Annotated in this window: 18 protein-coding genes and 3 tRNA genes; 12 read left to right on the top strand and 9 right to left on the bottom strand. The window is 61.2% G+C overall.

What is annotated here, in order from left to right:
* Positions 1–519: 519 nt before the first annotated feature.
* The 5 genes from RNA01_RS09100 to RNA01_RS09120 all read left to right on the top strand — a co-directional run bounded on the left by RNA01_RS09100 (position 520) and on the right by RNA01_RS09120 (position 5,841).
* Positions 520–1,623 carry a DUF2157 domain-containing protein gene (locus RNA01_RS09100; RefSeq protein ID WP_147179663.1) on the top strand — a complete coding sequence of 368 codons (1,104 nt, stop codon included), beginning with the start codon at positions 520–522 and terminating at the stop codon, positions 1,621–1,623.
* Positions 1,620–2,222, top strand: coding sequence for a GDYXXLXY domain-containing protein (locus RNA01_RS09105; protein WP_147179664.1), 603 nt, complete (start codon positions 1,620–1,622; stop codon positions 2,220–2,222). The genes RNA01_RS09100 and RNA01_RS09105 overlap by 4 nt, the downstream gene beginning before the upstream one ends.
* A gap of 321 nt (positions 2,223–2,543) precedes the next feature.
* Positions 2,544–2,628: transfer RNA gene (locus RNA01_RS09110), tRNA-Leu, on the top strand.
* 183 nt (positions 2,629–2,811) lie between these two features.
* A complete protein-coding gene (gene tig, locus RNA01_RS09115; RefSeq protein ID WP_147179665.1) occupies positions 2,812–4,293 on the top strand; it encodes a trigger factor in 1,482 nt (493 codons plus the stop codon).
* A gap of 228 nt (positions 4,294–4,521) precedes the next feature.
* A complete protein-coding gene (locus tag RNA01_RS09120) occupies positions 4,522–5,841 on the top strand; it encodes a hypothetical protein (protein ID WP_147179666.1) in 1,320 nt (439 codons plus the stop codon).
* A 308-nt stretch (positions 5,842–6,149) separates the two neighbouring features.
* On the opposite strand, the gene sthA is transcribed toward RNA01_RS09120, so the two are convergent.
* From sthA to RNA01_RS09145, 5 genes are all read right to left on the bottom strand, one after another.
* Positions 6,150–7,553 (bottom strand): Si-specific NAD(P)(+) transhydrogenase, encoded by a 1,404-nt coding sequence (gene sthA / locus RNA01_RS09125; protein ID WP_147179667.1) that lies wholly within the window; start codon positions 7,551–7,553, stop codon positions 6,150–6,152.
* 137 nt (positions 7,554–7,690) lie between these two features.
* Complete coding sequence (radC, locus tag RNA01_RS09130) at positions 7,691–8,545, bottom strand: RadC family protein (protein WP_235916537.1); 855 nt, start codon at positions 8,543–8,545, stop codon at positions 7,691–7,693.
* A 3-nt stretch (positions 8,546–8,548) separates the two neighbouring features.
* Positions 8,549–9,385: a type I methionyl aminopeptidase gene (map, locus tag RNA01_RS09135; RefSeq protein WP_147179668.1), complete on the bottom strand. Its 837-nt coding sequence runs from the start codon at positions 9,383–9,385 to the stop codon at positions 8,549–8,551.
* A complete protein-coding gene (gene sfsA, locus RNA01_RS09140; RefSeq protein ID WP_147179669.1) occupies positions 9,386–10,144 on the bottom strand; it encodes a DNA/RNA nuclease SfsA in 759 nt (252 codons plus the stop codon).
* Positions 10,145–10,189: 45 nt separating this feature from the next.
* Positions 10,190–12,082 (bottom strand): PHA/PHB synthase family protein, encoded by a 1,893-nt coding sequence (locus tag RNA01_RS09145; RefSeq protein ID WP_147179670.1) that lies wholly within the window; start codon positions 12,080–12,082, stop codon positions 10,190–10,192.
* A 115-nt stretch (positions 12,083–12,197) separates the two neighbouring features.
* On the opposite strand from RNA01_RS09145, the gene RNA01_RS09150 reads away from it, so the two are divergent.
* The 5 genes from RNA01_RS09150 (at position 12,198) to recJ (ending at position 17,721) form a co-directional block, all read left to right on the top strand.
* Positions 12,198–12,608, top strand: a complete 411-nt coding sequence (locus RNA01_RS09150) for an SHOCT domain-containing protein (protein WP_235916539.1) — start codon at positions 12,198–12,200, stop codon at positions 12,606–12,608.
* Positions 12,609–12,837: 229 nt separating this feature from the next.
* On the top strand, positions 12,838–14,055 hold the full coding sequence (locus RNA01_RS09155) for an LL-diaminopimelate aminotransferase (protein WP_147179671.1): 1,218 nt from the start codon (positions 12,838–12,840) through the stop codon (positions 14,053–14,055).
* A gap of 63 nt (positions 14,056–14,118) precedes the next feature.
* Entirely contained in the window at positions 14,119–15,438 is a 1,320-nt protein-coding gene (locus RNA01_RS09160) for a homoserine dehydrogenase (protein WP_147179672.1), read from the top strand.
* Positions 15,439–15,604: 166 nt separating this feature from the next.
* Positions 15,605–15,775 (top strand): hypothetical protein, encoded by a 171-nt coding sequence (locus tag RNA01_RS23665; protein ID WP_170253405.1) that lies wholly within the window; start codon positions 15,605–15,607, stop codon positions 15,773–15,775.
* A 143-nt stretch (positions 15,776–15,918) separates the two neighbouring features.
* Positions 15,919–17,721 (top strand): single-stranded-DNA-specific exonuclease RecJ, encoded by a 1,803-nt coding sequence (gene recJ, locus RNA01_RS09165; protein WP_147179673.1) that lies wholly within the window; start codon positions 15,919–15,921, stop codon positions 17,719–17,721.
* 62 nt (positions 17,722–17,783) lie between these two features.
* Here the strand turns inward: recJ and RNA01_RS09170 are convergent.
* From RNA01_RS09170 to gloA, 4 genes are all read right to left on the bottom strand, one after another.
* Positions 17,784–17,858 (bottom strand) — tRNA-Glu (locus RNA01_RS09170).
* A gap of 212 nt (positions 17,859–18,070) precedes the next feature.
* Positions 18,071–18,145 (bottom strand) — tRNA-Glu (locus tag RNA01_RS09175).
* A 248-nt stretch (positions 18,146–18,393) separates the two neighbouring features.
* Positions 18,394–19,161, bottom strand: a complete 768-nt coding sequence (locus RNA01_RS09180) for a hypothetical protein (RefSeq protein ID WP_147179674.1) — start codon at positions 19,159–19,161, stop codon at positions 18,394–18,396.
* 140 nt (positions 19,162–19,301) lie between these two features.
* Positions 19,302–19,742 (bottom strand): lactoylglutathione lyase, encoded by a 441-nt coding sequence (gloA, locus tag RNA01_RS09185; RefSeq protein WP_147179675.1) that lies wholly within the window; start codon positions 19,740–19,742, stop codon positions 19,302–19,304.
* A 185-nt stretch (positions 19,743–19,927) separates the two neighbouring features.
* Here gloA and RNA01_RS09190 point away from each other — a divergent pair, with 185 nt between their 5' ends.
* Entirely contained in the window at positions 19,928–20,506 is a 579-nt protein-coding gene (locus tag RNA01_RS09190) for a cold-shock protein (protein WP_147179676.1), read from the top strand.
* A 40-nt stretch (positions 20,507–20,546) separates the two neighbouring features.
* A complete protein-coding gene (locus RNA01_RS09195) occupies positions 20,547–20,993 on the top strand; it encodes a DUF192 domain-containing protein (protein WP_235916541.1) in 447 nt (148 codons plus the stop codon).
* Positions 20,994–21,143: the final 150 nt, after the last annotated feature.

A 21,143-nucleotide genomic window follows, 5' to 3' on the forward strand; every position in this document is an offset into this window, starting at 1 on the left:
GGGGCGTGGCTAATGTCCAGCAGAGTGGCGCAATTTGCGGCACGAGAGGGCACTTTACGCCGCCGTTCGGTCCGGAGCGCTCGTGAGGGCACTGACATGAAGTAAGGGCAAAAAAATAACGCTCACCGGGGGAGGAGGATCCGGTGAGCGTCATTTTGACAGACTGACGACTGGGAGGAGGAGTGCCGTCAGTCAAATCGACGCTGCGCTGGGAGGAGGAGTGCGCAGGGTCGAAGGTCATATCGGCGAAAGCCCGCCGCTTGAGCAGAAGAAGTAATTTCCCTCGCGCTCTGTTGAAGTTCACATTAGGCTCAATTGTTGCTCTTGTGCAGTGCAATATCGTCATGGAAGCTATGCGTGAAGTGCATAAAGGAGGGCGCGTCACTGTCACCGTCGCTGTGCCGGTCCGCCCGATTGTCTTTTGCTGAAACAGAAGCCAATAGTTAGAAAGCGGATTGGGCGCTCAGTTTGGCCGGTGATTTTGTCGCGGCGGGCTGGCCCTCGGGAGACGGAGACGGCATGTATCGCGGAAAACTGAAGCGGGATCTCAATCTGTGGGTCGATAAAGGTCTGATTGATCAGGGGGTGGCCGATGCGCTGCTGAGTGACGTCGATTCTCGACGCTCGTCCTTCAGTGTCGGCGGCGTTCTGATGATCCTCGCCGCGGTGCTTGTGGCCGCGTCGATCCTGCTCCTTATCGCCGCCAACTGGGAGGAGATTCCCCGATTGGCCAAAGTCGGCGGCATCGTCGCGCTGATCTGGATCTTCCATGGGAGCGCTGCGCTGGCCTTTGGTCGCGGCGCGGATCGTTTCGGTGGTGCGCTGTTGGTGCTGGGAAGTGCCTGTTTCGGCGGTGCCATCGCGCTGATCGGCCAACTCTATCACCTGTCGGGTGACGCTTTCGACGCCATGCTCTTGTGGTTCGCCATGACCGTTTTGTCGGCGGCGGCGTTCCGCTCCAGCGCGCTCACGGTCATGGCCGGTTTTCTCGCCTTCGCCGTCTTTGGCGCCTATCTTGATGAATTCGATGCGGAGTGGCACGTGCTGTTCGGCTGGTGGCCGCTGCTGGCCAGCCTCGTCCTCGGCGTTCTCAGCCGCTGGACCGGCGCCGGACGGGCCGGTCATTTTGTCTATTTGCTGCTCATCGCCTGGCTCGGCTGGATCTACGCGCTGTGGCCGGAGGTGGAAACCGCAGCCGCCTATGCGGCGGGCGGAATGGTTCTCTTCCTGGCTGCGACCCTACCGTTGTCACCTGTTTCCGATGCCCTTCGTCGCCAGGGTGCGGCACCCGCCTTTTACGCCTTCGTACTGGCGCTGATGGGGCTTTGCCTGTTGCATCTCGACTGGACGGAGGGACGTGCCCTTGCGGGTCTCGGCCTCGTCACCATTGCCGTATCGCTGCTGGCATTGGCGCTTGATGGGCGCGACAATGGCGCGGTCCGCTATCTGGCCTATACGGCCTTCGCCTGCGAGGTCCTCTATCTTTCCTTCGTTACGATTGATTCCATGCTCGGTACATCGGCCTTTTTCCTGCTCGCGGGCCTCGTGGTCGCCGTGCTGGCCGGGGTCGTGGTGCGCCTGGAGAAACTGTTTGCCAAGCGGGTGACGGAGGTGCGGCCATGAGCGTGGGGAAAAAGAGCGTGACCGGCTGGCGCTATCTGGCGATCGGTCTCGGCCTGGCGCTGGCGCAGACCGCGGTGCTCGGCTCGATGGTCGAGAATCGGGCAAACCTTCTGCGGTCCGGGCAGGAGATCGTGCTGAAAACGGCGCCGGTCGATCCGCGTGACCTCTTGCGCGGTGACTATGTGATTCTGGCCTACGATATTTCCACCATTCCCGTGTCGCGCATCACCGGTCCGCGCCCGGCGCAAGCCGGATGGCAGTCTATGTGGGTGCGAGTCAGGCCGGGTGCGGACGGATACTGGGTTGTGGACGAAGCCTCCTTCGGGCCGCTGGGTGCGCAGCAGGGCAGCGTCGTCCTTCAGACCCAGCGTTTTCGCTATTTCGGCGCCGCAGACCTGACCGCCGAGGGGGCCGCGAGCCTGCGGGTCGATTATGGCATCGAGCGCTTCTACGTGCCGGAAGGCGAGGGCGGGGCGATCGAGACGGCGCGCAACGATGGTGAGGTTTCGGTCGCCGTCCGGGTAGGCGAGGGAGGTCAAAGCCAGATCCGCGAACTCAGGATCGACGGTGAGCCCCTTTTTCAGGAGGCGCTTTACTAGGCGCCCTCAGGGCCGGACTTGTCATGCAAGCCGCAAGCGGGTGAGCCTTTGCCCACGCGAGCGCCGGCTCTTGAATGGCACCCTGGCGCTCGGGTGGCATCCATGCAGGTCGCCACACCTTCGATTGGGAGGGGCAAGCGCGGCGATCTCGCCTTCGGTATCGAGCGGCGCGACGCCGACCATTGGACAGAGGTTGGAGACATAGCCGCTGATTGTCTGGCCGACGCACTGTCATTTTTCCTTTGCGTGGGCAAAAACGGGTGATATAGAGACGCGCGCTCCGGAGGGGCATGCGCAACAGCTGCATGCATTTCTTAGGACGCGGGTATGGTGAAATTGGTAGACACGCCAGATTTAGGTTCTGGTGCCGCAAGGCGTGGGAGTTCAAGTCTCTCTACCCGCACCAGATTTGCCGAGCGGGTCGGTGCGAGACGGACCGGGTAAGCCCCGCCACTCCTTTCACCGTTTGCTTGGCAGGAATGCTTGACGATTGCGCCGAAGCCACGTCCGGGAACAGAAGATTCCGGCGTCGTGCTCAGGGAAACAACCGGCTGTCCGAGCACGGCCGCCACGACATGAAGGTAAGAACATGCAGGTTATCGAAACGCTCGCTGAAGGGCTGAAGCGCGAAATCAAGGTCGTCATTCCGGCCAAGGACATGGAAGCTCGCATGAACGAGCGCCTGGCCGACGCCAAGGACAAGGTCCGTATCAACGGCTTCCGTCCGGGCAAGGTTCCGGTCGGTCACCTGAAGAAGATGTATGGCAAGTCGATCATGGCCGAGCTGGTCAACGAGATCATCCGCGACAAGCCGACCGAGATCCTGTCGGAGCGCGGCGAAAAGTCGGCGACCCAGCCGGAAATCGCCATGACCGAGGACGAGGCCGAAGCCGAAAAGATCCTGTCCGCCCAGGCCGACCTCGAGTTCACGCTGTCCTACGAGATCATCCCGCCGATCGAACTGAAGCCGGTCGACGGCATCAAGGTCACCCGCGAAGTGGTTGAAGTCACCGATGCGGAAGTCGTCGAGCAGATCGAGAAGATCGCCGAAAGCGCCCGCTCGTTTGAAACCAAGGAAGGCAAGGCCGCCGAAGGCGACCGCGTCACCATGGATTACCTCGGCAAGGTCGATGGCGTTGCCTTCGACGGCGGCAAGGACGAGGACGCCGAACTGGTCATCGGTTCGAACCGCTTCATCCCCGGATTCGAAGAGCAGCTGGTCGGCCTCAAGGCCGGTGACGAAAAGGTCATCACCGTGACCTTCCCGGCCGATTACCCGGCCGCGAACCTCGCCGGCAAGGAAGCCACCTTCGACATCACCGTCAAGGACGTCGCAGCACCTGCAGCTATCGAGCTCAACGATGAGCTGGCCTCCAAGCTTGGCATCGAATCGCTCGACAAGCTGAAGGAAATCGTCCGCGGCCAGATCGAAAGCCAGTACGGCAACGTCACCCGCCAGAAGGTCAAGCGTCAGATCCTCGACCAGCTGGACGAGCTCTACAAGTTCGAGACTCCGGCAAAGCTGGTTGAGGCCGAGTTCGAGAACATCTGGCGCCAGATCAACACCGATCTCGCCCAGTCCGGCAAGACCTTCGCCGATGAAGACACGACCGAAGAAGAAGCCCGCACCGAATACCGCACGCTGGCCGAGCGCCGCGTTCGTCTGGGTCTCGTTCTCTCGGAAATCGGTGAAAAGGGTGGAGTCGAAGTCTCCGAGGACGAAATGCAGCGCGCACTCTACGCCCAGCTGCAGCAGTTCCCGGGCCAGGAGAAGCAGATTCTCGACTTCTTCCGCAACACCCCCGGCGCTTCCGCCTCGCTGCGCGCTCCGATCTTCGAAGAGAAGGTCATCGACAAGCTGCTGGGCGAGATCTCGGTAACCGACAAGCCGGTCTCCAAGGAAGAGCTGCTGGCCGACGACGAAGCCGAAGACGGCGACAAGCCGGCCAAGAAGGCAGCCCCGAAGAAGAAGGCAGCCGCCAAGGCCGACGACGCCGCTGAAGGCGAAGACGCCGCTCCGAAGAAGAAGGCTGCCCCGAAGAAGAAGGCCGCCGAAGGCGACGCCGAGTAAGCTTCGGATTGTAGATTGGACATGTGGAAAGGCCGCCCGGTGGGGCGGCCTTTTTGCGTGGTGGGGGGCGGCCATGGGGCCGGGAGCGGACTGGCGGATCGGCGTGAGTATCCGGGAAAGCAGGCGCAACTGGTGTGGGCGGAGCCAGCCCTTACGCCGTCGCACTTCGAAAGAATATCGTTGTAAAGACAGATTGCCATCCATCTTAAGATTGTGTCCAATCGAGACATGAACACCGCCATCGCTTCGATCACCACACGCGAGATTGCCTCTGCGATCTGGCTGGCCGTCTTTCTCGTGGTTGTGTTGATTCAGAAGTCAACGCGAGAAAGTCTCGGCAGCGTTTTTCAGGCAATCCTCAAGCCCATGTTGCTGATCCCGTTGGCGACCGGGGCTGCCTATGCGGCCGCCGAGATATATCTGCTGGAGCGCTTGGGATGGTGGTCGGTCGCCAATCTTAAGACGACAATCGTGTGGCTCTTCACATTTGCATTCGTCACAATGTTCGAGGCGGCCATGGCCAAAGGCCGCAAAGCCGGACTTGGCAAATTCACCGCTGAGATCTTATCAGTTGCGGGCCTGCTCACCTTCATCACCGAACTCTATAGCTTTCCACTTTGGGTGGAGGTAGTTGCCCTCCCGTTTGTTACCGTGATCGCGCTCTTGGGCATGATGGCAAATCAAAAGGCCGAGCATGCCCCAGTTGCTAGATTGATGGCAAGCATCAGTGCGCTTGTCGGTTTCTCGTATATAAGTTTTAGCCTTTGGAAGACGTATCAACTCTGGAGTGAGACCGCGACGCTCGCGAATGCTCTTGAGCTTGCAATCCCAATCCTGTTGTCGCTGGGGTTCATTCCATTCCTTTACACATGGCGAGCGTACATCGCTTATTCGGATGCATTCGCGACAATCTCGGTCTTTGGCATCGACAAAAGCCTTGTGCCTTACGCACGATGGCTGGCTATCTCGCGCATAAGGGGCGACCTCGAACTGCTGGAGCGCTGGCGCAAGGCGATGCAAGCCTCCCGGCCAAGGGATCGGGCCGAACTAAAACACTCATTGGACGCTCTTCTGACCTTGAAGGAGAGAGAGGCTGCTCCGCCGGTCGTGCAGCCCAATTTCGGCTGGTCACCCTATTTGGCGATGCAGTTCCTTGCTGATTATGGCGTGGCCACTGGGCACTATCAACACAGCTTTGACGACGAATGGTTCGCAGCCAGCTCTATGAGGGAGATCGGGAGCGGTCTGAACCTTCCGAACAATTTAGCTTACTATGTTGAAGGCACCGAGCACGCAGCCACAACTCTAAAGGTCAAGCTGAATGTCAACAATCCTGGCGAAGCGGGCGAGGCCGAGGATATGTTCATCGTGTACGCTATGCATTTGCTTGAGCAAGCCATAAGCCTGAACGCCGTCGTGCGACTCAAGGCGAGTATCGCGAAGCTTGAAACATTCGAGGCTGAAATCCCCTACGGTCGTGTCTCATTATCACGTGAGGATTTTGTTGGCGGCATAAAGGGGGGGGTATTCGAGGCGTTTCGAGATTAGACGCGGCACAGTCGAAGCCAGCGATTAGGTGAGACGGTGGCGCAAACTCCCTGGATCCTGTGACTCGGGCCAGAAGCGGCCCGTGCCCTCCAGAGGTGTGGTGAGACAACTGCTACAGCGCCATGGACGTCGTGCCAGAGCAGGATTGGCCGATCTTAAGTTCGAACAAATCACAGCGTTCGTCACAAGTGCAAGCTCTAATGGCCGAGATGAAGGCGCGAACCCGCCACGTTGCTCTGCCTCGCTTATGTCCGCTCCTGAGTAACAGCCGTCGTGGCGCCAACAAAACCCAAGTGGCCCCCCATCCCTCACGCCCCCTTCAATTCCCCCATCCGGTTCCAGGCATCCAGACCTGCAATCTTGTAGGCTTCCGCGAGCGTCGGATAGTTGAAGGTGTTCTCGACGAAGTATTCCACCGTGCCCTTGAGGTTCAGCACCGCCTGACCGATGTGGACCAGTTCGGTCGCGCCTTCGCCGACGATGTGGACGCCGAGCAGGCGGCGGGTCTTCAGCGAGAAGATCATCTTCAACAGGCCGCTGTCGAGGCCCATGATATGGCCGCGCGAGGTCTCGCGGAAATGCGCGACGCCGCATTCGTAAGGGATGCCGCGCTCGAGCACTTCCTCTTCGGTCAAGCCGCAGGTCGAGATCTCCGGCACGGCATAGATGCCGTAGGGGAAATATTGCGGCGGCTCGTGCGCCGGCGCGCCGACCGCGTGGCGCGCGGCGATGCGGCCCTGTTCCATCGAGGTGGACGCCAGCGACGGAAAGCCGACCACGTCTCCGGCCGCGTAAATGCCGGGAACGGCGGTCTGGAAGGTGCCGGCATCCACCTTGATGCGGCCCCGGCTGTCTGCCTCCAGGCCACAGGCTGACAGATTGAGGCTGTCGGTCGCACCGACCCGGCCGGCGGCGAACAGCACCATTTCGGCGATCATGGCGCGGCCGTTGGCCAGCGTCACACGACACTTGCCGCCCGGCTCCTTCTCGACCTTCTCCACCGTCTGGCTGAAGATCAGCTTCATGTTGCGGTCGCGCAGCTGGTAGGTGAAGTCCTCGACGATCTCCTTGTCGAGGAATTCGAGCATGCTGTCGCGCGGCTCGACCACGGTGACGACGGTGTCGAGGGCGGAAAAGATCGTCGCATATTCAATGCCGATGACGCCAGCGCCGATCACCACCATCGAGCGCGGCACCTCCTTGATCTCGAGAATCTCGTCGCTGTCGATGATCGATACGCCATCGAAGGGGATATGGGCGGGGCGATAGGGGCGGGTGCCGACGGCCAGCAACACGGCATTGGCCTCGACCCGGATGATCTCGCCGTCGTCCTTCACCACTTCAATGGTGTTCTTGTCGATGAAATGGGCCGCTCCCCGCAGTTGGCTGACCCGGTTGCGGGCGAATTGGTGTTCGAGCACGTCCACCTCGTGGTCCAGCGTGATCAGCAGGCGACGGCGCAGGTCTTCCGCCGAGATCTCCTGCTTGACGCGGTAGGAACGGCCGTAGAAGCCGCGCTCGCGCCAGCCGGTCAGATTGAGCGCCGTCTCGCGCAGGGTCTTGGAGGGGATGGTGCCGGTGTGGACCGAGACGCCGCCGACCCGCGTGCCCTTTTCGATCACCAGAACCTTCTTGTTCAGCTTGGCGGCCTGGATGGCCGCGCGGCGTCCCGCCGGTCCGCTGCCGATGACGACGAAATCATATTGGTTCATGCCTGAAGTCCCCGAATGTCGGGCGCAAGTCTGGTCGCCCCGCGCGATCTGCCCCGGCGGCGAGACTAACAGGCCATCCTAACCGTTTCGTTATCGTTTGTTGCGGTGCGGCAAGGGAACGGCTGAGCTGTCCCGGCTCAGATCAACCGGAGGCCCTTGAGGCTCGCATGGCCGTCACGGCCGATGATGATGTGGTCGTGTACGGTGATTCCCAAGGGTCGGGCCGTGTCGATGATCATCTTGGTCATGTCGATGTCGGCGCGCGAGGGGGTCGGGTCGCCGGAGGGGTGGTTGTGGACGAGGATGATGGCGGTCGCCGAGAGCTCGAGCGCGCGCTTGACCACCTCGCGCGGATAGACTGGCGTATGGTCGACCGTGCCGCGCCCCTGCACCTCGTCGGCGATCAGCGCATTGCGCTTGTCGAGAAAGAGGATGCGGAACTGCTCGGTCGATTCATAGGCCATGGCGCTATGACAATAATCGATGACAGAGGACCAGGAGGATAGCACCTGGCGGCCGCGAATCTCGCTCTTCAGCATGCGTTGGGCGACACTGGCGATCAGCTTCAGCTCGAGTGCCACCGTCTCGCCGACGCCCTTCACCTCCTGCAACAGTGCCGACTGGGCGCCGAAGACACCGGCGAGTGAACCGAAGCGGGCGATCAGCGCCTTGGCGATCGGCTTGGTGTCTCGCCGGGGGATAAGCCGGAAGAGCAGGAGTTCGAGGATTTCGTAATCGGCAAGGGCCGTATCGCCACTCTCGCGGAAGCGTTGCCTCAGGCGCTCGCGGTGGCCGTGATAGTGGGCATCTCCGCCCTCGGGCGTGTCGGTCGCTGTGGGGCGTTTCCTGATCGCTCCGGATTTCCCCGCCTGCTCGGCGAAAAAGCCGCGTTCATCGTCTGGCCCGGCATCGTCCCCTTCCTCCGGCCCCGGCAGGTCGAAGGCGATCTCGTCTTCGTCGTCGCGGGGACCGGGAGCAGGGGGCTTTGCCATCAATCAGCCCTTGAGCGGCGGCAGACCCGGTCGGTCGAAGCCGCCCGGCGACAGGGTGAAAATCTCGCAGCCGGTGGCGGTGACGCCGACAGCGTGTTCGTATTGCGCCGTCAGCGACCGGTCGCGGGTGACCGCCGTCCAGCCGTCAGCCAGCACCTTCACATGCGGGCGGCCGAGATTGATCATCGGCTCGATGGTGAAGATCATCCCTTCCTTCATTTCAGGGCCTTCATTGGCGCGGCCGTAATGCAGGATGTTCGGGCTGTCGTGGAACAGTCTGCCGACGCCGTGACCGCAAAAGTCGCGTACCACCGAGCAGCGCTCGGCTTCGGCATAGGTCTGGATCGCTTCACCGATGGCGCCGGTGCGGGCGCCGGGGCGTACGGCGGCGATACCGCGCATCAGGCATTCATAGGTGACTTCGAGCAGGCGCTCGGCGGCACGCTTGATCTCACCGACCGGATACATGCGGCTCGAATCGCCATGCCAACCGTCCAGCACATAGGTGACGTCGATGTTGACGATGTCGCCCTCGCGCAGCGGCTTGTCGTCGGGAGTGCCATGGCAGACGACATGATTGATCGAGGTGCAGACCGATTTGGTATAGCCGCGATAGTTCAGCGTCGCCGGAAGCGCGCCGTTGTCCATGCCGAATTCGAAGACGAAACGGTCGATCGCATTGGTCGTGAGACCCGGCTTGACCATGGGTGCGAGTTCGTCGAGGCAACGCGCCGTCAGCTGACAGGCCTTGCGCATGCCTGCGAAATCCTCAGCGTTATAGAGCCTGATCGCGCCGGTGTTCTTGAGCGGGGCGGTCGCCGCTTCGATATAGGTTACCATTTATCCGCTTTCGGTCGTGGGAAATGCTGTCTTTGTCGTACATAATGCAGCAAGGCCCGGTTCGTCCATGACGATCGACCGGAGCGGCACGATTTCCGTGGGCGTTACCCGGCATTTTACCGCATAGGCCTCGACGCCGGCCTGCGTCGCGCGGCGAAATGCCGCCGCATAGGTCGGGTCAAGATCTGCGCAGATACGCAAGGCCTCGCAGTCGTCGCGCTGTACCAGGTAGAGCATGACCGCCCTTTGCCCGCCACGCACGATCTCGATCAGTTCTTCCAGATGTCGGGCGCCGCGGCTGGTGACGGTATCGGGAAATTCGGCAAGACCCGCCTGGCGGACGAAATGGACGTTTTTCACCTCGACGTAAGCCGCCGGCCGGTCGGGCGCCGAGAGCAGGAAATCGATTCGCGACTTGGCGCCGTAGCGCTGTTCGCGGGCAAGAGTCGGATAGGTGGATAGATCGGCGACAAGGCCGCCGCGCATTGCCTCTTCCGCCAGCCGGTTGGCCATCGCAGCGTGGACGCCGACCACGGTGCCCTCCGCCTCGATCAGCTCGAAGGCGTGGGCGTATTTGCGGCTCGGACTGTCGTGCTCCGAAAGCCAGATGCGCGAGCCCGGTGCCGTGAGCCCCTGCATGGAGCCGGTGTTGGGGCAAAAGCCGGTGATCTCCCGGCCGTCGTCGAGCACTGCGTCGAACAGGAAGCGCTTGTAGCGGCGGACCAGCCGGGCGGGGATAAGGGGAGGATCGAAGATCATGGCCGGCTTGTGCCGCTCTTTGCCGAGCGGCGCAAGGTTTTTGCCTCAGACACGGGCAAGTACATAAGAGCCTGGCGCATCGGCGATGGCGTTGAGCGCCTCGCCGCCCGGCTTGCGGGCGGGAACGCGCGCGTCGTCCATCGCCTCGATCCAGCGCTGCCAGTGTGGCCACCAGGAACCGGGGGTTTCCTTGGCTCCTGCCACCCAGTCTTCGTAGGAGCCCTTGACCGCGCCATTGGTCCAGTACTGGTATTTTTGCTTGTCGGGCGGGTTGACGACGCCGGCGATGTGCCCCGAGCCCGAAAGCACGTATTCGACCGGTCCGCCGAACAGGCTGGAGCCGACGAAGACCGATTTCGCCGGGGCGATATGGTCCTCGCGGGTGGCGAGATTGTAGATCGGGATCTTGATGTCCTTGAGCGACAACGTCTTGCCGGCCAGCTGCATCTTGCCCTGGCTGAGTGTGTTGTTGAGGTAGCAGTTGCGCAGGTAGAAGGAATGGTTCGCCGCCGCCATGCGGGTCGAATCGGAATTCCAGTACAACAGGTCGAAGGGCATGGGATCCTGGCCCTTCAGATAATTATTGACGAAATACGGCCAGATCAGCTCGGAGGCCCGCAGCATGTTGAAGGCGGCTGCCATCTTCGAGCCGTCGAGATAGCCGGAGGGTTTCATCCGGTCCTCAATGCTGCCGATTTGTCCCTCGTCGACGAAGACCTTGAGGTCGCCGGCATAGGTGAAATCCACCTGGGTGGTGAATAATGTGGCGCTGGCGATCCTCTTGTTGCCTTCCTGCGCATGCAGGGCAAGTGCGGCGGCAAGCAGCGTGCCTCCGACGCAATAGCCGATGGCGTTGACCTCGGTTTCGCCCGTCGCCTTCTCCACCGCGTCGAGGGCGAAATCGACCCCTTCGCGGATATAGGCCTCCCAGTCCTTGTTGGCGTGCCGCTCGTCCGGGTTGACCCAGGATATCACGAATACGGTGTGCCCCTGCTCGACGCACCATTTGATAAAGGATTTCTGCGGGTTGAGGTCGAGGATATAGAACTTGTTGATCCATGGCGGGCAGATCAGCAGCGGTCGCTTCAACACGGTGTCTGTTGCTGCCTCGTACTGGATGATCTCGCAAACCTCGCTCTGGGCGATCACCTTGCCCGGCGTCACCGCCATGTTCTCGCCAACCTTGAACTTGCTTGTATCTGTCTGGCGGATTCTCAGGTCGCCGCCGCCGGCGGCTATGTCCTCGGCCAACATATGCATGCCCTTGACGAGATTTGCGCCGTGGCTGGCGACCGTCTCGCGGTAGAGCTGCGGATTGGTCATGACGAAATTGCTCGGCGACAGAGCGGAGGTGATCTGGCGCATATAGAATTCCGCCTTGTGGCGGGTGTGCTCGTCGAGCCCCTCTGCCTGCGTCACCATTCTCTCGGCCCAGTCTGAAAGGATGATATAGGCCTGCCGCAGGAAGTCGAAGAAGGGATTGCGCTGCCAGTCCTCGTCGGTGAAGCGTTTGTCCTTGATCGGTGGGGCGGGGGGGGCGTCGGCCTCACCGGAGAATCGCGCAAGCGAGTTTGTCCACATGCCGAATAGGCCGGCGAGCAATTGAGTCTGAGCCTCGAGTGTCCGCTTGGGGTCGGACATCCAGTATTCCGCAACCTTGGACATGGTCTTGACCAGTTCGGCCATGGGTTCGGAAACGGGGTCGACGAGTTCGCCGCGTTCGCGTGGCTCTAGCCAGATCGAGGCCGCCTTGCCGAGGTTCTCCAGCGCCTTCGCCACGTTGATCGTCAGGGCTTGCGGGTCCTTGACGACATAGGCTTCGATTAAACTTGGATCGAAGCCCGCTGCCTTCGTGCCACCCTGTGCCGCGCCTTCGCCTGTGCTGGTCAAAACGTCCTCCCCAGGATCATTCTCGTGCTGTCTTTTGCAATTGCGCATCCTGCATGAAAACGACTACAAGTTCCATAGTTACGAAAGCATAGTCTGACATGGACCATGTGACGATACGATGGCTTGAGCATGCCGGGCGAATTGCCGGCGTCTGGATTCGATAATGATCGCTGATACTTGGGTAATGGCGCCAACGCGAACGCTGCATGGGCTTGCCATGCTTGGCTTTCTCGCCGGTCTTTCAGGCTGCACGACACCGGCCGGTACTGCCGCCGTGGCTCCGGCCCGCGTGGCCAGTCTCGAGGTGACCGTTGCCGATCCTGATGCGCCGGCCGCTGCATCGGCCCTTTCGCGCTCGCCGGATGGCTATCCGGATTTCTCCGGCTCGCTCACCGCCGCCAATGTGCAGATGGGCAATGAGGAGGCTGCCGCGCTGCAGGCCAAGCTTTCGGCGCTCGGCGCGGCGCGTAAGGCCGGCACCATCTCAGAAGCCGAATACCGGCGCCGGCTCATCGCCTTGCGCAAACTTGCGGTGGAGCATGGCGCCGACGTGCAGGCGCAGATCGCCAAATAGCGCTTGCCTTTGCCCGGCTTTTTACGCAAAGCAACAATAGGTGGGACAGGAGGTTTCCTCTGCGGGTTCATGTCGGTGTGGGCGCATTTGCGCCAAGATTTGCCGCGATCCTGCTCCATGCGTTATACTTTGCCCGTCCCGGTTATGCGGTTCGTTGCGGGACGGGCTTTCAACAGGCAAAACGAACCCGCCTGCCGCGGTCAAGTCCGCGCGGTTCCAGAGGTTGAAGATGGAAGAGTTTCATAAAGTCCGGCGTCTGCCGCCATACGTTTTCGAACAGGTCAATCGTTTGAAGGCGAGCGCGCGAGCGGCGGGCGCGGACATCATCGACCTTGGCATGGGCAATCCCGACCTACCGACGCCGCAGGCGATCGTCGACAAGCTCTGCGAGGCGGTCCAGGACCCGCGTACCCATCGTTATTCCGCGTCAAAGGGCATTCCCGGCTTGCGCCGTGCCCAGGCGGGCTATTACGCCCGCCGCTTTAACGTCAAGCTCAACCCCGATACCCAGGTGGTGGCGACGCTCGGCTCGAAGGAGGGTTTTGCCAACATGGCCCAGGCGATCACAGCGCCCGGCGATGTTATCCTTTGCCCGAACCCGACCTATCCGATCCACGCCTTTGGCTTCCTGATGACCGGTGGTGTCATCCGGTCGATCCCGGTCGAGCCGGACGAGACCTTCTTTCCGCCGCTCGAGCGCGCGGTGCGTCACTCCATCCCGAAGCCGCTGGCGCTGATCATCAACTACCCGTCCAATCCGACAGCCCGCGTCGCGAGCCTCGACTTCTATAAGGACGTCATCGCCTTTGCGAAGAAGCATGAGCTGATCGTGCTTTCCGACCTTGCCTATTCGGAGATCTACTTCGATGGCAACCCGCCGCCGTCGGTGCTCGAGGTTCCGGGCGCCATGGATGTGGCGGTCGAGTTCACCTCGATGTCCAAGACCTTCTCCATGCCCGGCTGGCGAATGGGTTTTGCCGTCGGCAACGAGCGGCTGATCGCTGCGCTGGCCCGCGTCAAGTCCTATCTCGACTACGGCGCCTTCACGCCGATCCAGGTGGCTGCGACCCATGCCCTCAACGGCGATGGGACCGACATCGCCGAAGTGCGCAACATCTACAAGCGTCGTCGTGACGTCATGGTCGACAGCTTCGGCAAGGCCGGATTCGAAGTTCCACCGCCGGCCGCCACCATGTTCGCCTGGGCGAAGATTCCGGAAAAGTTCCGTCATCTCGGCTCGCTTGAATTCTCCAAGCTGCTGGTTGAAAAGGCTGACGTTGCGGTCGCTCCAGGGATCGGCTTCGGCGAGATGGGCGACGAATATGTTCGCCTGGCGCTGGTCGAGAACGAGCATCGTATCCGTCAGGCGGCCCGCAACATCAAGAAGTTCATGTCGACCGCCGACGAGACCTTGCACAACGTGATCCCGCTCAACGCGCATCGCTGATTTTCCGAGGCGGCCCGTTCGTGGCCGCCTTTCTTCCGATTTAGAAATGGCAGGATTTGATTTATGGCTGATGCCCTTAAGATTGGCATTGCGGGGCTCGGCACCGTGGGTGCATCGTTGGCTCGTATTCTCCAGCAGCGCAGCAACGAGCTGGCCGTGTCCTGCGGCCGCGCCATCCGGATCACCGCGGTATCGGCGCGCGATCGCAACAAGGATCGCGGCGTCGATCTGAGCGGGATCACTTGGTTCGACGATCCGGTCGAAATGGCGGAAAAGGGTGATATCGACGTTTTCGTCGAACTCGTCGGTGGTGCCGAAGGCACGGCTGACAATTCGGTCCGTGCGGCGCTCAAGCGCGGCCTGCATGTCATCACCGCCAACAAGGCGCTTCTCGCTCGCCATGGCGTCGAACTCGCCAAGCTTGCCGAGGAAAAAGGCCTGCTGCTCAATTACGAAGCAGCCGTTGCCGGTGGCATTCCGGTCATTAAGGCCGTTCGCGAAAGTCTGACGGGCAATAATTTCTCCCGCGTCTATGGCATCATGAACGGAACCTGCAACTACATTCTGACACGAATGGAAAAGGAAGGCCTGACCTTCGAGAACTGCCTTAAGGAGGCCCAGCGGCTCGGTTATGCCGAGGCCGATCCTACCTTTGACATCGAGGGCAATGACACAGCGCATAAGTTGTCGATCCTGACGACGCTCGTGTTCGGCAGCCAGATTGCTGTCGATGAGATCTATCTCGAGGGCATCAGCAATATTTCGATCGAGGACATTCATGCAGCCCGTGATCTGGGTTTCCGCATCAAGCTCCTGGGCGTGGCACAGCGTACCGAGACCGGCATCGAGCAGCGTGTCCATCCGACCATGGTGCCGCTCGATTCGGTGATCGCGCAGGTCGATGGCGTGACCAATGCGGTGGCGCTTGAATCCGACATTCTCGGTGAACTGCTGATGGTTGGCCCCGGTGCCGGCGGCAACGCCACGGCGTCCGCCGTGCTCGGAGACATTACCGACATCGCCAAGAGCCGTCCGGGCGCCCAGCAAGTACCGGTGCTCGGCCGCCCGGCGCATCTGCTCGAACCCTACCGCCAGGCGCAGATGCGCAGTCATGAGGGCGGATATTTCATCCGCCTCACGGTCGTCGACCGCGCGGGCGTCTTCGCCAGCATCGCGACCAAGATGGCGGACAACAATATTTCGCTGGAATCGATCGTGCAGCGCTCGGAGAACGGGGCAGCCGGTGCGCCGGTCACCATTATTCTCGTCACGCACGCGACGATGGAAGACGCGGTCCGCAAGGCCGTGGCGGCGATCAAGGGCGAAGGTTATCTTGTCGGCGAGCCCCAGATCATCCGCATCGAGCGCCCAAAAACCGCCTGATCTTATCGTGCTTCGGGGAGGCTGGTCTTTGGAGCGGTGCCCCGGAGAGGATCATTTTCACTGTTTAGTGTGAATTCTGGCAGAGATTTTCCAGTGCGCCCCTCACATCCTTTCCGCGAAGCGTGTATTGTATGCTATCGGCGGTTTTGAGTTCGGGAGGGGCTTGATGATCCCAAAGGGCGAATGCGACCTCACTAGCGGCCATGGCCGTGCCGGCATTGAACGCTGGTGGCTGGGTGGTGACGATGCTGAGGGCACATGTAACTGGGCCGTGATTCTGCTCTATGTCTCTCTGATGCCCGTGCCCTTTGTGCTCGTCGCCTGGCTTTTGTCCTGAGTGGTTGATTTGGGTGGACGTGAAGATTGGTCGCGCCCTACCTCAATTCCTGTCGCAGCCCTTTCCGTCTGCGCGCTGCGGGGCTGTTCATTTAGCCTGGGATCTGTAGAAGGAAATGAGGCTTTAAGGACAGATAGGCACGCATGGAAGAACCCGTCGATCCCGTTCCCCGCGCATTTCTCGGCGTCGACCGTTCCGTCTCGGGGCAGCGCTGGGTGTCGCGACTGGATCAGGCCGGTCAGAACCGCGCGCTCGCGATGAGCCAATTGCATGGTCTGCCGGAACTCGTGGCACGGGTCCTGGCGGGTCGCGGGGTCGCGGTCGACGACGCCCCGGCCTTTCTCGATCCAACCCTTCGCAATCTCATGCCTGATCCCTATCGCCTCACCGATTGCGAGATGGCGGCGGAACGGCTGGTCGAGGCGATTCGCCGCGGCGAGCAGGTGGCGATCTTTGGCGACTATGATGTTGATGGCGCGGCCTCGTCGGCGCTTCTGTGGCGCTTTCTCCATCACTTCGGCTTGAATGCGGAGATCTACATTCCCGACCGCATTTTCGAGGGCTACGGACCGAACCCCGCCGCGATCGGCCAACTGATCGATCGCGGCGCCCGCCTGATCGTCACCGTTGACTGCGGCTCGACCAGTCTGGAGGCGCTAGCCGTCGCCAGGGAGCGCGCCATCGACGTCGTGGTGATCGATCACCACCAGATGGGCCACGAAATGCCGCCATGCCTTGCGCTGGTCAATCCGAATCGCGAGGATGACCTGTCGGGGCAGGGGCATCTCTGTGCGGCCGGTGTCGTCTATCTCGTACTTGTCGCGACGCTGCGTCTTTTGCGGCAGAATGGCCATCCGCAGGCCCGTTCGCTCGACTTGCTCGCCTGGCTCGATCTCGTGGCGCTGGCGACCGTGTGTGACGTTGTGCCGTTGAAGGGCCTTAACCGTGCCTATGTGACGAAGGGGCTTATCGCGGCGCGCCATCAGCAGAATGTCGGTCTTGCGGCGCTCCTGCGGGTTGCCGGCATCGGTGGTCCGGTCACGCCCTATCATTTCGGCTTCCTTGTCGGACCGCGCATCAATGCCGGCGGGCGTATCGGCGACGCGGCGCTCGGTAGCCGGTTGCTGACCCTCGACGACGCCGCAGAGGCGGAAGAAATCGCCCACAAACTCGATGAGTTGAATCGCGAACGCCAAGCCATGGAGCAGGTCATGCTGGCCGAAGCCGAGGCTGAGGCGTTGGCCGAATATGGCGACGGTGAGGGCGCCTCCGTGATCGTCACCGCGCGCGACAATTGGCACCCCGGCATTGTCGGCCTGCTTGCCGCGCGGCTGAAGGAAAGGTTCAAGCGACCGGCCTTCGCTATCGCCTTTGATCTAAATGGTAAGGGCTCGGGCTCAGGGCGGTCGATCAGCGGATTCGATATCGGCCGCATGGTCCGGGCGGCGGTTGATTCGGGGCTATTGATCAAAGGGGGCGGCCACGCCATGGCGGCGGGCCTGACCGTCGAGCGGGCCAGTCTCGGCCGCCTGCGAACCTTCTTCGACGAGACTTCCGCCGCACAGGTGGCGGCCCTTGCGGCCAATCAGACGCTGAAGATCGACGGTGCGCTGGGCGCTTCGGGCGCAACGATCGCGTTGATCGATCAGTTGGAGGAAGCGGGGCCGTTTGGCTCCGGTCATCCGCAGCCGGTCTTTGCTGTGCCGGCACATCGCTTGCGAGATGCCAGGCCGGTTGGGACAACGCATGTGAAGATCACGCTGGAGGCGGCCGATGGCGCCAGACTCGAAGGCATAGCCTTCCGTGCCGCCGAGACGGCGCTTGGTGATTTCCTGCTCAACGGACGCGGAACACAAATCCATGTCGCCGGTACGCTGAGTGCCGATCACTGGCAGGGAACGCGGCGCGTGCAGATGCGGGTGCTCGACGCGGCCAAGGCGTTCTGAACGCCAGTCGGCGGTGCAGCTAACGTAAGGTAAATTGTGTGGAAAGTTCACCTAAGGAGAAGTGGCACGCCCTAGGGGAGTCGAACCCCTCTTACCAGAATGAAAATCTGGTGTCCTAACCGATAGACGAAGGGCGCCTGCGCTTCGTTGTGGCGCCCTTATAGTCAGGGTGCGGAAAACCCGCAAGCGGAATCTTGCTGTTTTTTCATTCCAATTTCGAATTTCTTCGGGCTGTGGAAAACTCGGCCGTAGCGGCCGAAACAGCGCGGCGAAAGGCGCGAGCAAACGCAATGAACGCTCTGCCGGTCGTGGTTTGCATAAATCTGAATGGAGAGAAATAAGAAAGAAGTGGCACGCCCTAGGGGAGTCGAACCCCTCTTACCAGAATGAAAATCTGGTGTCCTAACCGATAGACGAAGGGCGCCTGCGCTTCGTTGTGGCGCCCTTATAGTCAGCTGTTTTTATTCCCGCAAGCGGCAATTTCTGTTTTCTTGCAAAAAATGTGACAGCGCCTGAGCCAGTCGGTGAATTTCTGCGATAGAGTAAGGAATTCAGGTGCTTGTGTAAGAATGGAAAGATCTGCGGGAATGTCGTATGACCGCCATTTTCGCCTGATTAGCGGCTTTTGCGAGCAAGAACGGAGTGCGCCGAGGCGCCGTAGAAACCGTTCGCCTAGTCCTTTTTCTTGCCGAACATTTCCTTGAGTGACGCCAGCCACTTGCGCTTTTGGGGCTGTTCGGGTTCCGCTGGATCCCAAGCGACCGCAGGCTGCGCCTGTGTTGTCTGCGGCTGGCTCGCCGGCAAGGACCCGTCCGTGGCGGACTGGTTGTAGATCGGCTGATTCTCGGCGGAATAGATGGGCTGCTCGGCGGCTGATTCGACGGGCAGGGCCGCCGGGTCGATCTCCGGTGGCGCCGGCTGACGCAGTTCGGCGCTGAACAGGCTTTTGCGCATCGGACTGACCTGCCGCGTTGGCAGGTCAGCGGTGGCGACGATGCTGGCGGAGGTGCTGGTTACTGCGCTAGCCGTCGTCTGGTCATCCGCGATGCCGGCGGCATCTGCAGGGGCTGTTGAAAACAGGCTGTTGCGACTGGCGTTAACGGCGGTCGGCTGCATGGTCAGTTGACTGAGATCGGCGGGAGCATAGGCCGCAAGTGTCGAATCAGCACCCGAAGCGCCCGGTGCCTGGGCCGCTGACCGTCCCGCCGTCTGGGCGCCGGATGTTGCTGCGCTGACGACCAGCGGATCGCTATAGACCTTGTCGGTATTACGCTGTGTATTGGGGCCGGCGGCAGTCGCGATCTCTGGCAGTGCAGCATCGCCCTCGGCGGTATTGTTCGGGGCCGTGGTCTGGCACGAGGCGAGCACGAGGGTGGCGACGGCGGGAAGCGCCAGACGGGTGATCGAACCGCCCCGGATGAACTGGATGCTGCGCGACATAGGCTGACCTTTGCATTTCCGATGACGGGCGTTAGTCGAGCCGGATGAGTCTGGCCACGGACTGAGCCTGCCGCCCGCCGCAGGCCGGCGGGCTCGTGTTGCATGGGTCTAGCGCCGCAATCTTGCGCGAGGCGGGGGGGCTACCAGGCGCCGGTGTTCGGCATGGAAGCCCAGGGCTCTGCGGGGGGCAGGCTTTCGCCCTTCTGCAAGATTTCGATCGAGATTCCGTCCGGCGAACGGACAAATGCCATATGGCCATCGCGCGGCGGTCGGTTGATCGTTACACCGGCAGCCATCAGCGTCTGGCAGATGGCGTAGATGTCATCCACCTCGTAGGCGAGGTGACCGAAATTGCGCCCGCCCGTGTAGTCCTCCGCATCCCAATTGTAGGTCAGCTCGAGGCAGGGTGCCATCTCGGCGCGGGCCCTTTCTATGTCGTCACGCGCGGCAAGGAAGACCAGCGTGAAGCGTCCCTTTTCGCTGTCCATCCGGCGGATCTCGGTCAGACCGAAGATATTGCAGTAGAAGTTGAGCGAGGCGTCGAGATCTTTGACGCGCACCATGGTGTGAAGATAGCGCATGCAGGTCCTCCTTTGGTTTCACACCGATATGGGGCAGCCGACAGTTTCGAGCAAGCCTGCAGGGGCAGAAAGCATTTGGGTATATTTGAAACTAGGACTTGCGTTGATCCATTGCTCGAATGTTAATCTTCTAGTCAAGAATCAATTAACTCTGCAATGTGACGCGTTTCGAGGGGCTTTGGGAAATGGCGGACAGGATTTCACCGAAAGGGCTCGCGGGGTTCGAAGACCTTTCCAGCGAAGCTGTCGACCTGATCGAGATCACCGGCGTCGTCAAATGGTTCGATATCGCCAAGGGTTTCGGCTTCATCGTGCCTGACAACGGCATGCAGGACGTTTTGCTGCATGTCACCTGCCTCAGGCGCGACGGCTATCAGACCATTCTGGAAGGGACCCGCATCGTCGCGCTCATCCAGAAGCGTGAGCGTGGCTACCAGACCTTCCGCATCCTTTCCATGGACCAGTCGACTGCGGTGCATCCCTCGCAGCTGCCGCCAGTGCGTACCCATGTGCAGGTGACGCCGACCAGTGGTCTCGAACGAGCCTTGGTCAAATGGTTCAACCGCACCAAGGGGTTCGGCTTCCTGACGCGCGGCGAAGGGACCGAGGATATTTTCGTCCATATGGAAACGCTGCGCCGATTCGGTCTGACCGAGCTTCGTCCGGGCCAGACTGTTCTGGTTCGCTTCGGACCGGGTGACAAGGGGCTGATGGCGGCTGAAATCCATCCCGACAATCCGGCCCCTTCGGTCCGGGCGCACTGAGACCTTGGCGATGATCGCTCGAAGAATGAAAAGCGCTTTTATGGCGCTTTTTTTATGGACTTTTGTCTGGCCGGCGGCCGCTGAAGCACCGCATTTCGACCGCGCGCCGCTGACTATTCGCACGACCGCGGGCAAGGACGTTACGCTCGATATCGAATGGGCGATCACGCCGGATCAGCGTGAACACGGGCTTATGTTCCGCGAGCATCTGGATGCCGATCAGGGCATGATCTTCGACTTCGGCATGGCGCGCGAGGTGATGATGTGGATGAAGAACACGCCTTTGCCGCTCGATATGCTGTTCATCGCTCCGGACGGGCGCGTAATGCGCGTCGTGAGCCGAACCTCGCCCTATTCCGAGGCGATCATCGCATCGCGTTCGCCTGTGCGCTATGTGCTGGAAATCCGTGGCGGCCGCGCCGAGGAACTCGGTATCGGCGCAGGGGCGATGGTTGCGCTGACACCCTCGAAGGGCATCTCCGACTAGCGCACCGGCCAGAAAAACTGAATCGTTTTTCTTCTGGAATGATGCGTTATTTCAAAGTGTTAGAATGTCATCGTCCTGTCTGAAAAAGATGTACGGCGCTCTAGGATGACCTGCGCATGCGCGCCCACGTTGGAAAACACCTTTTTGCTG

The organism is Paenirhizobium naphthalenivorans (assembly GCF_007992095.1).
GTDB lineage: Bacteria > Pseudomonadota > Alphaproteobacteria > Rhizobiales > Rhizobiaceae > Allorhizobium > Allorhizobium naphthalenivorans.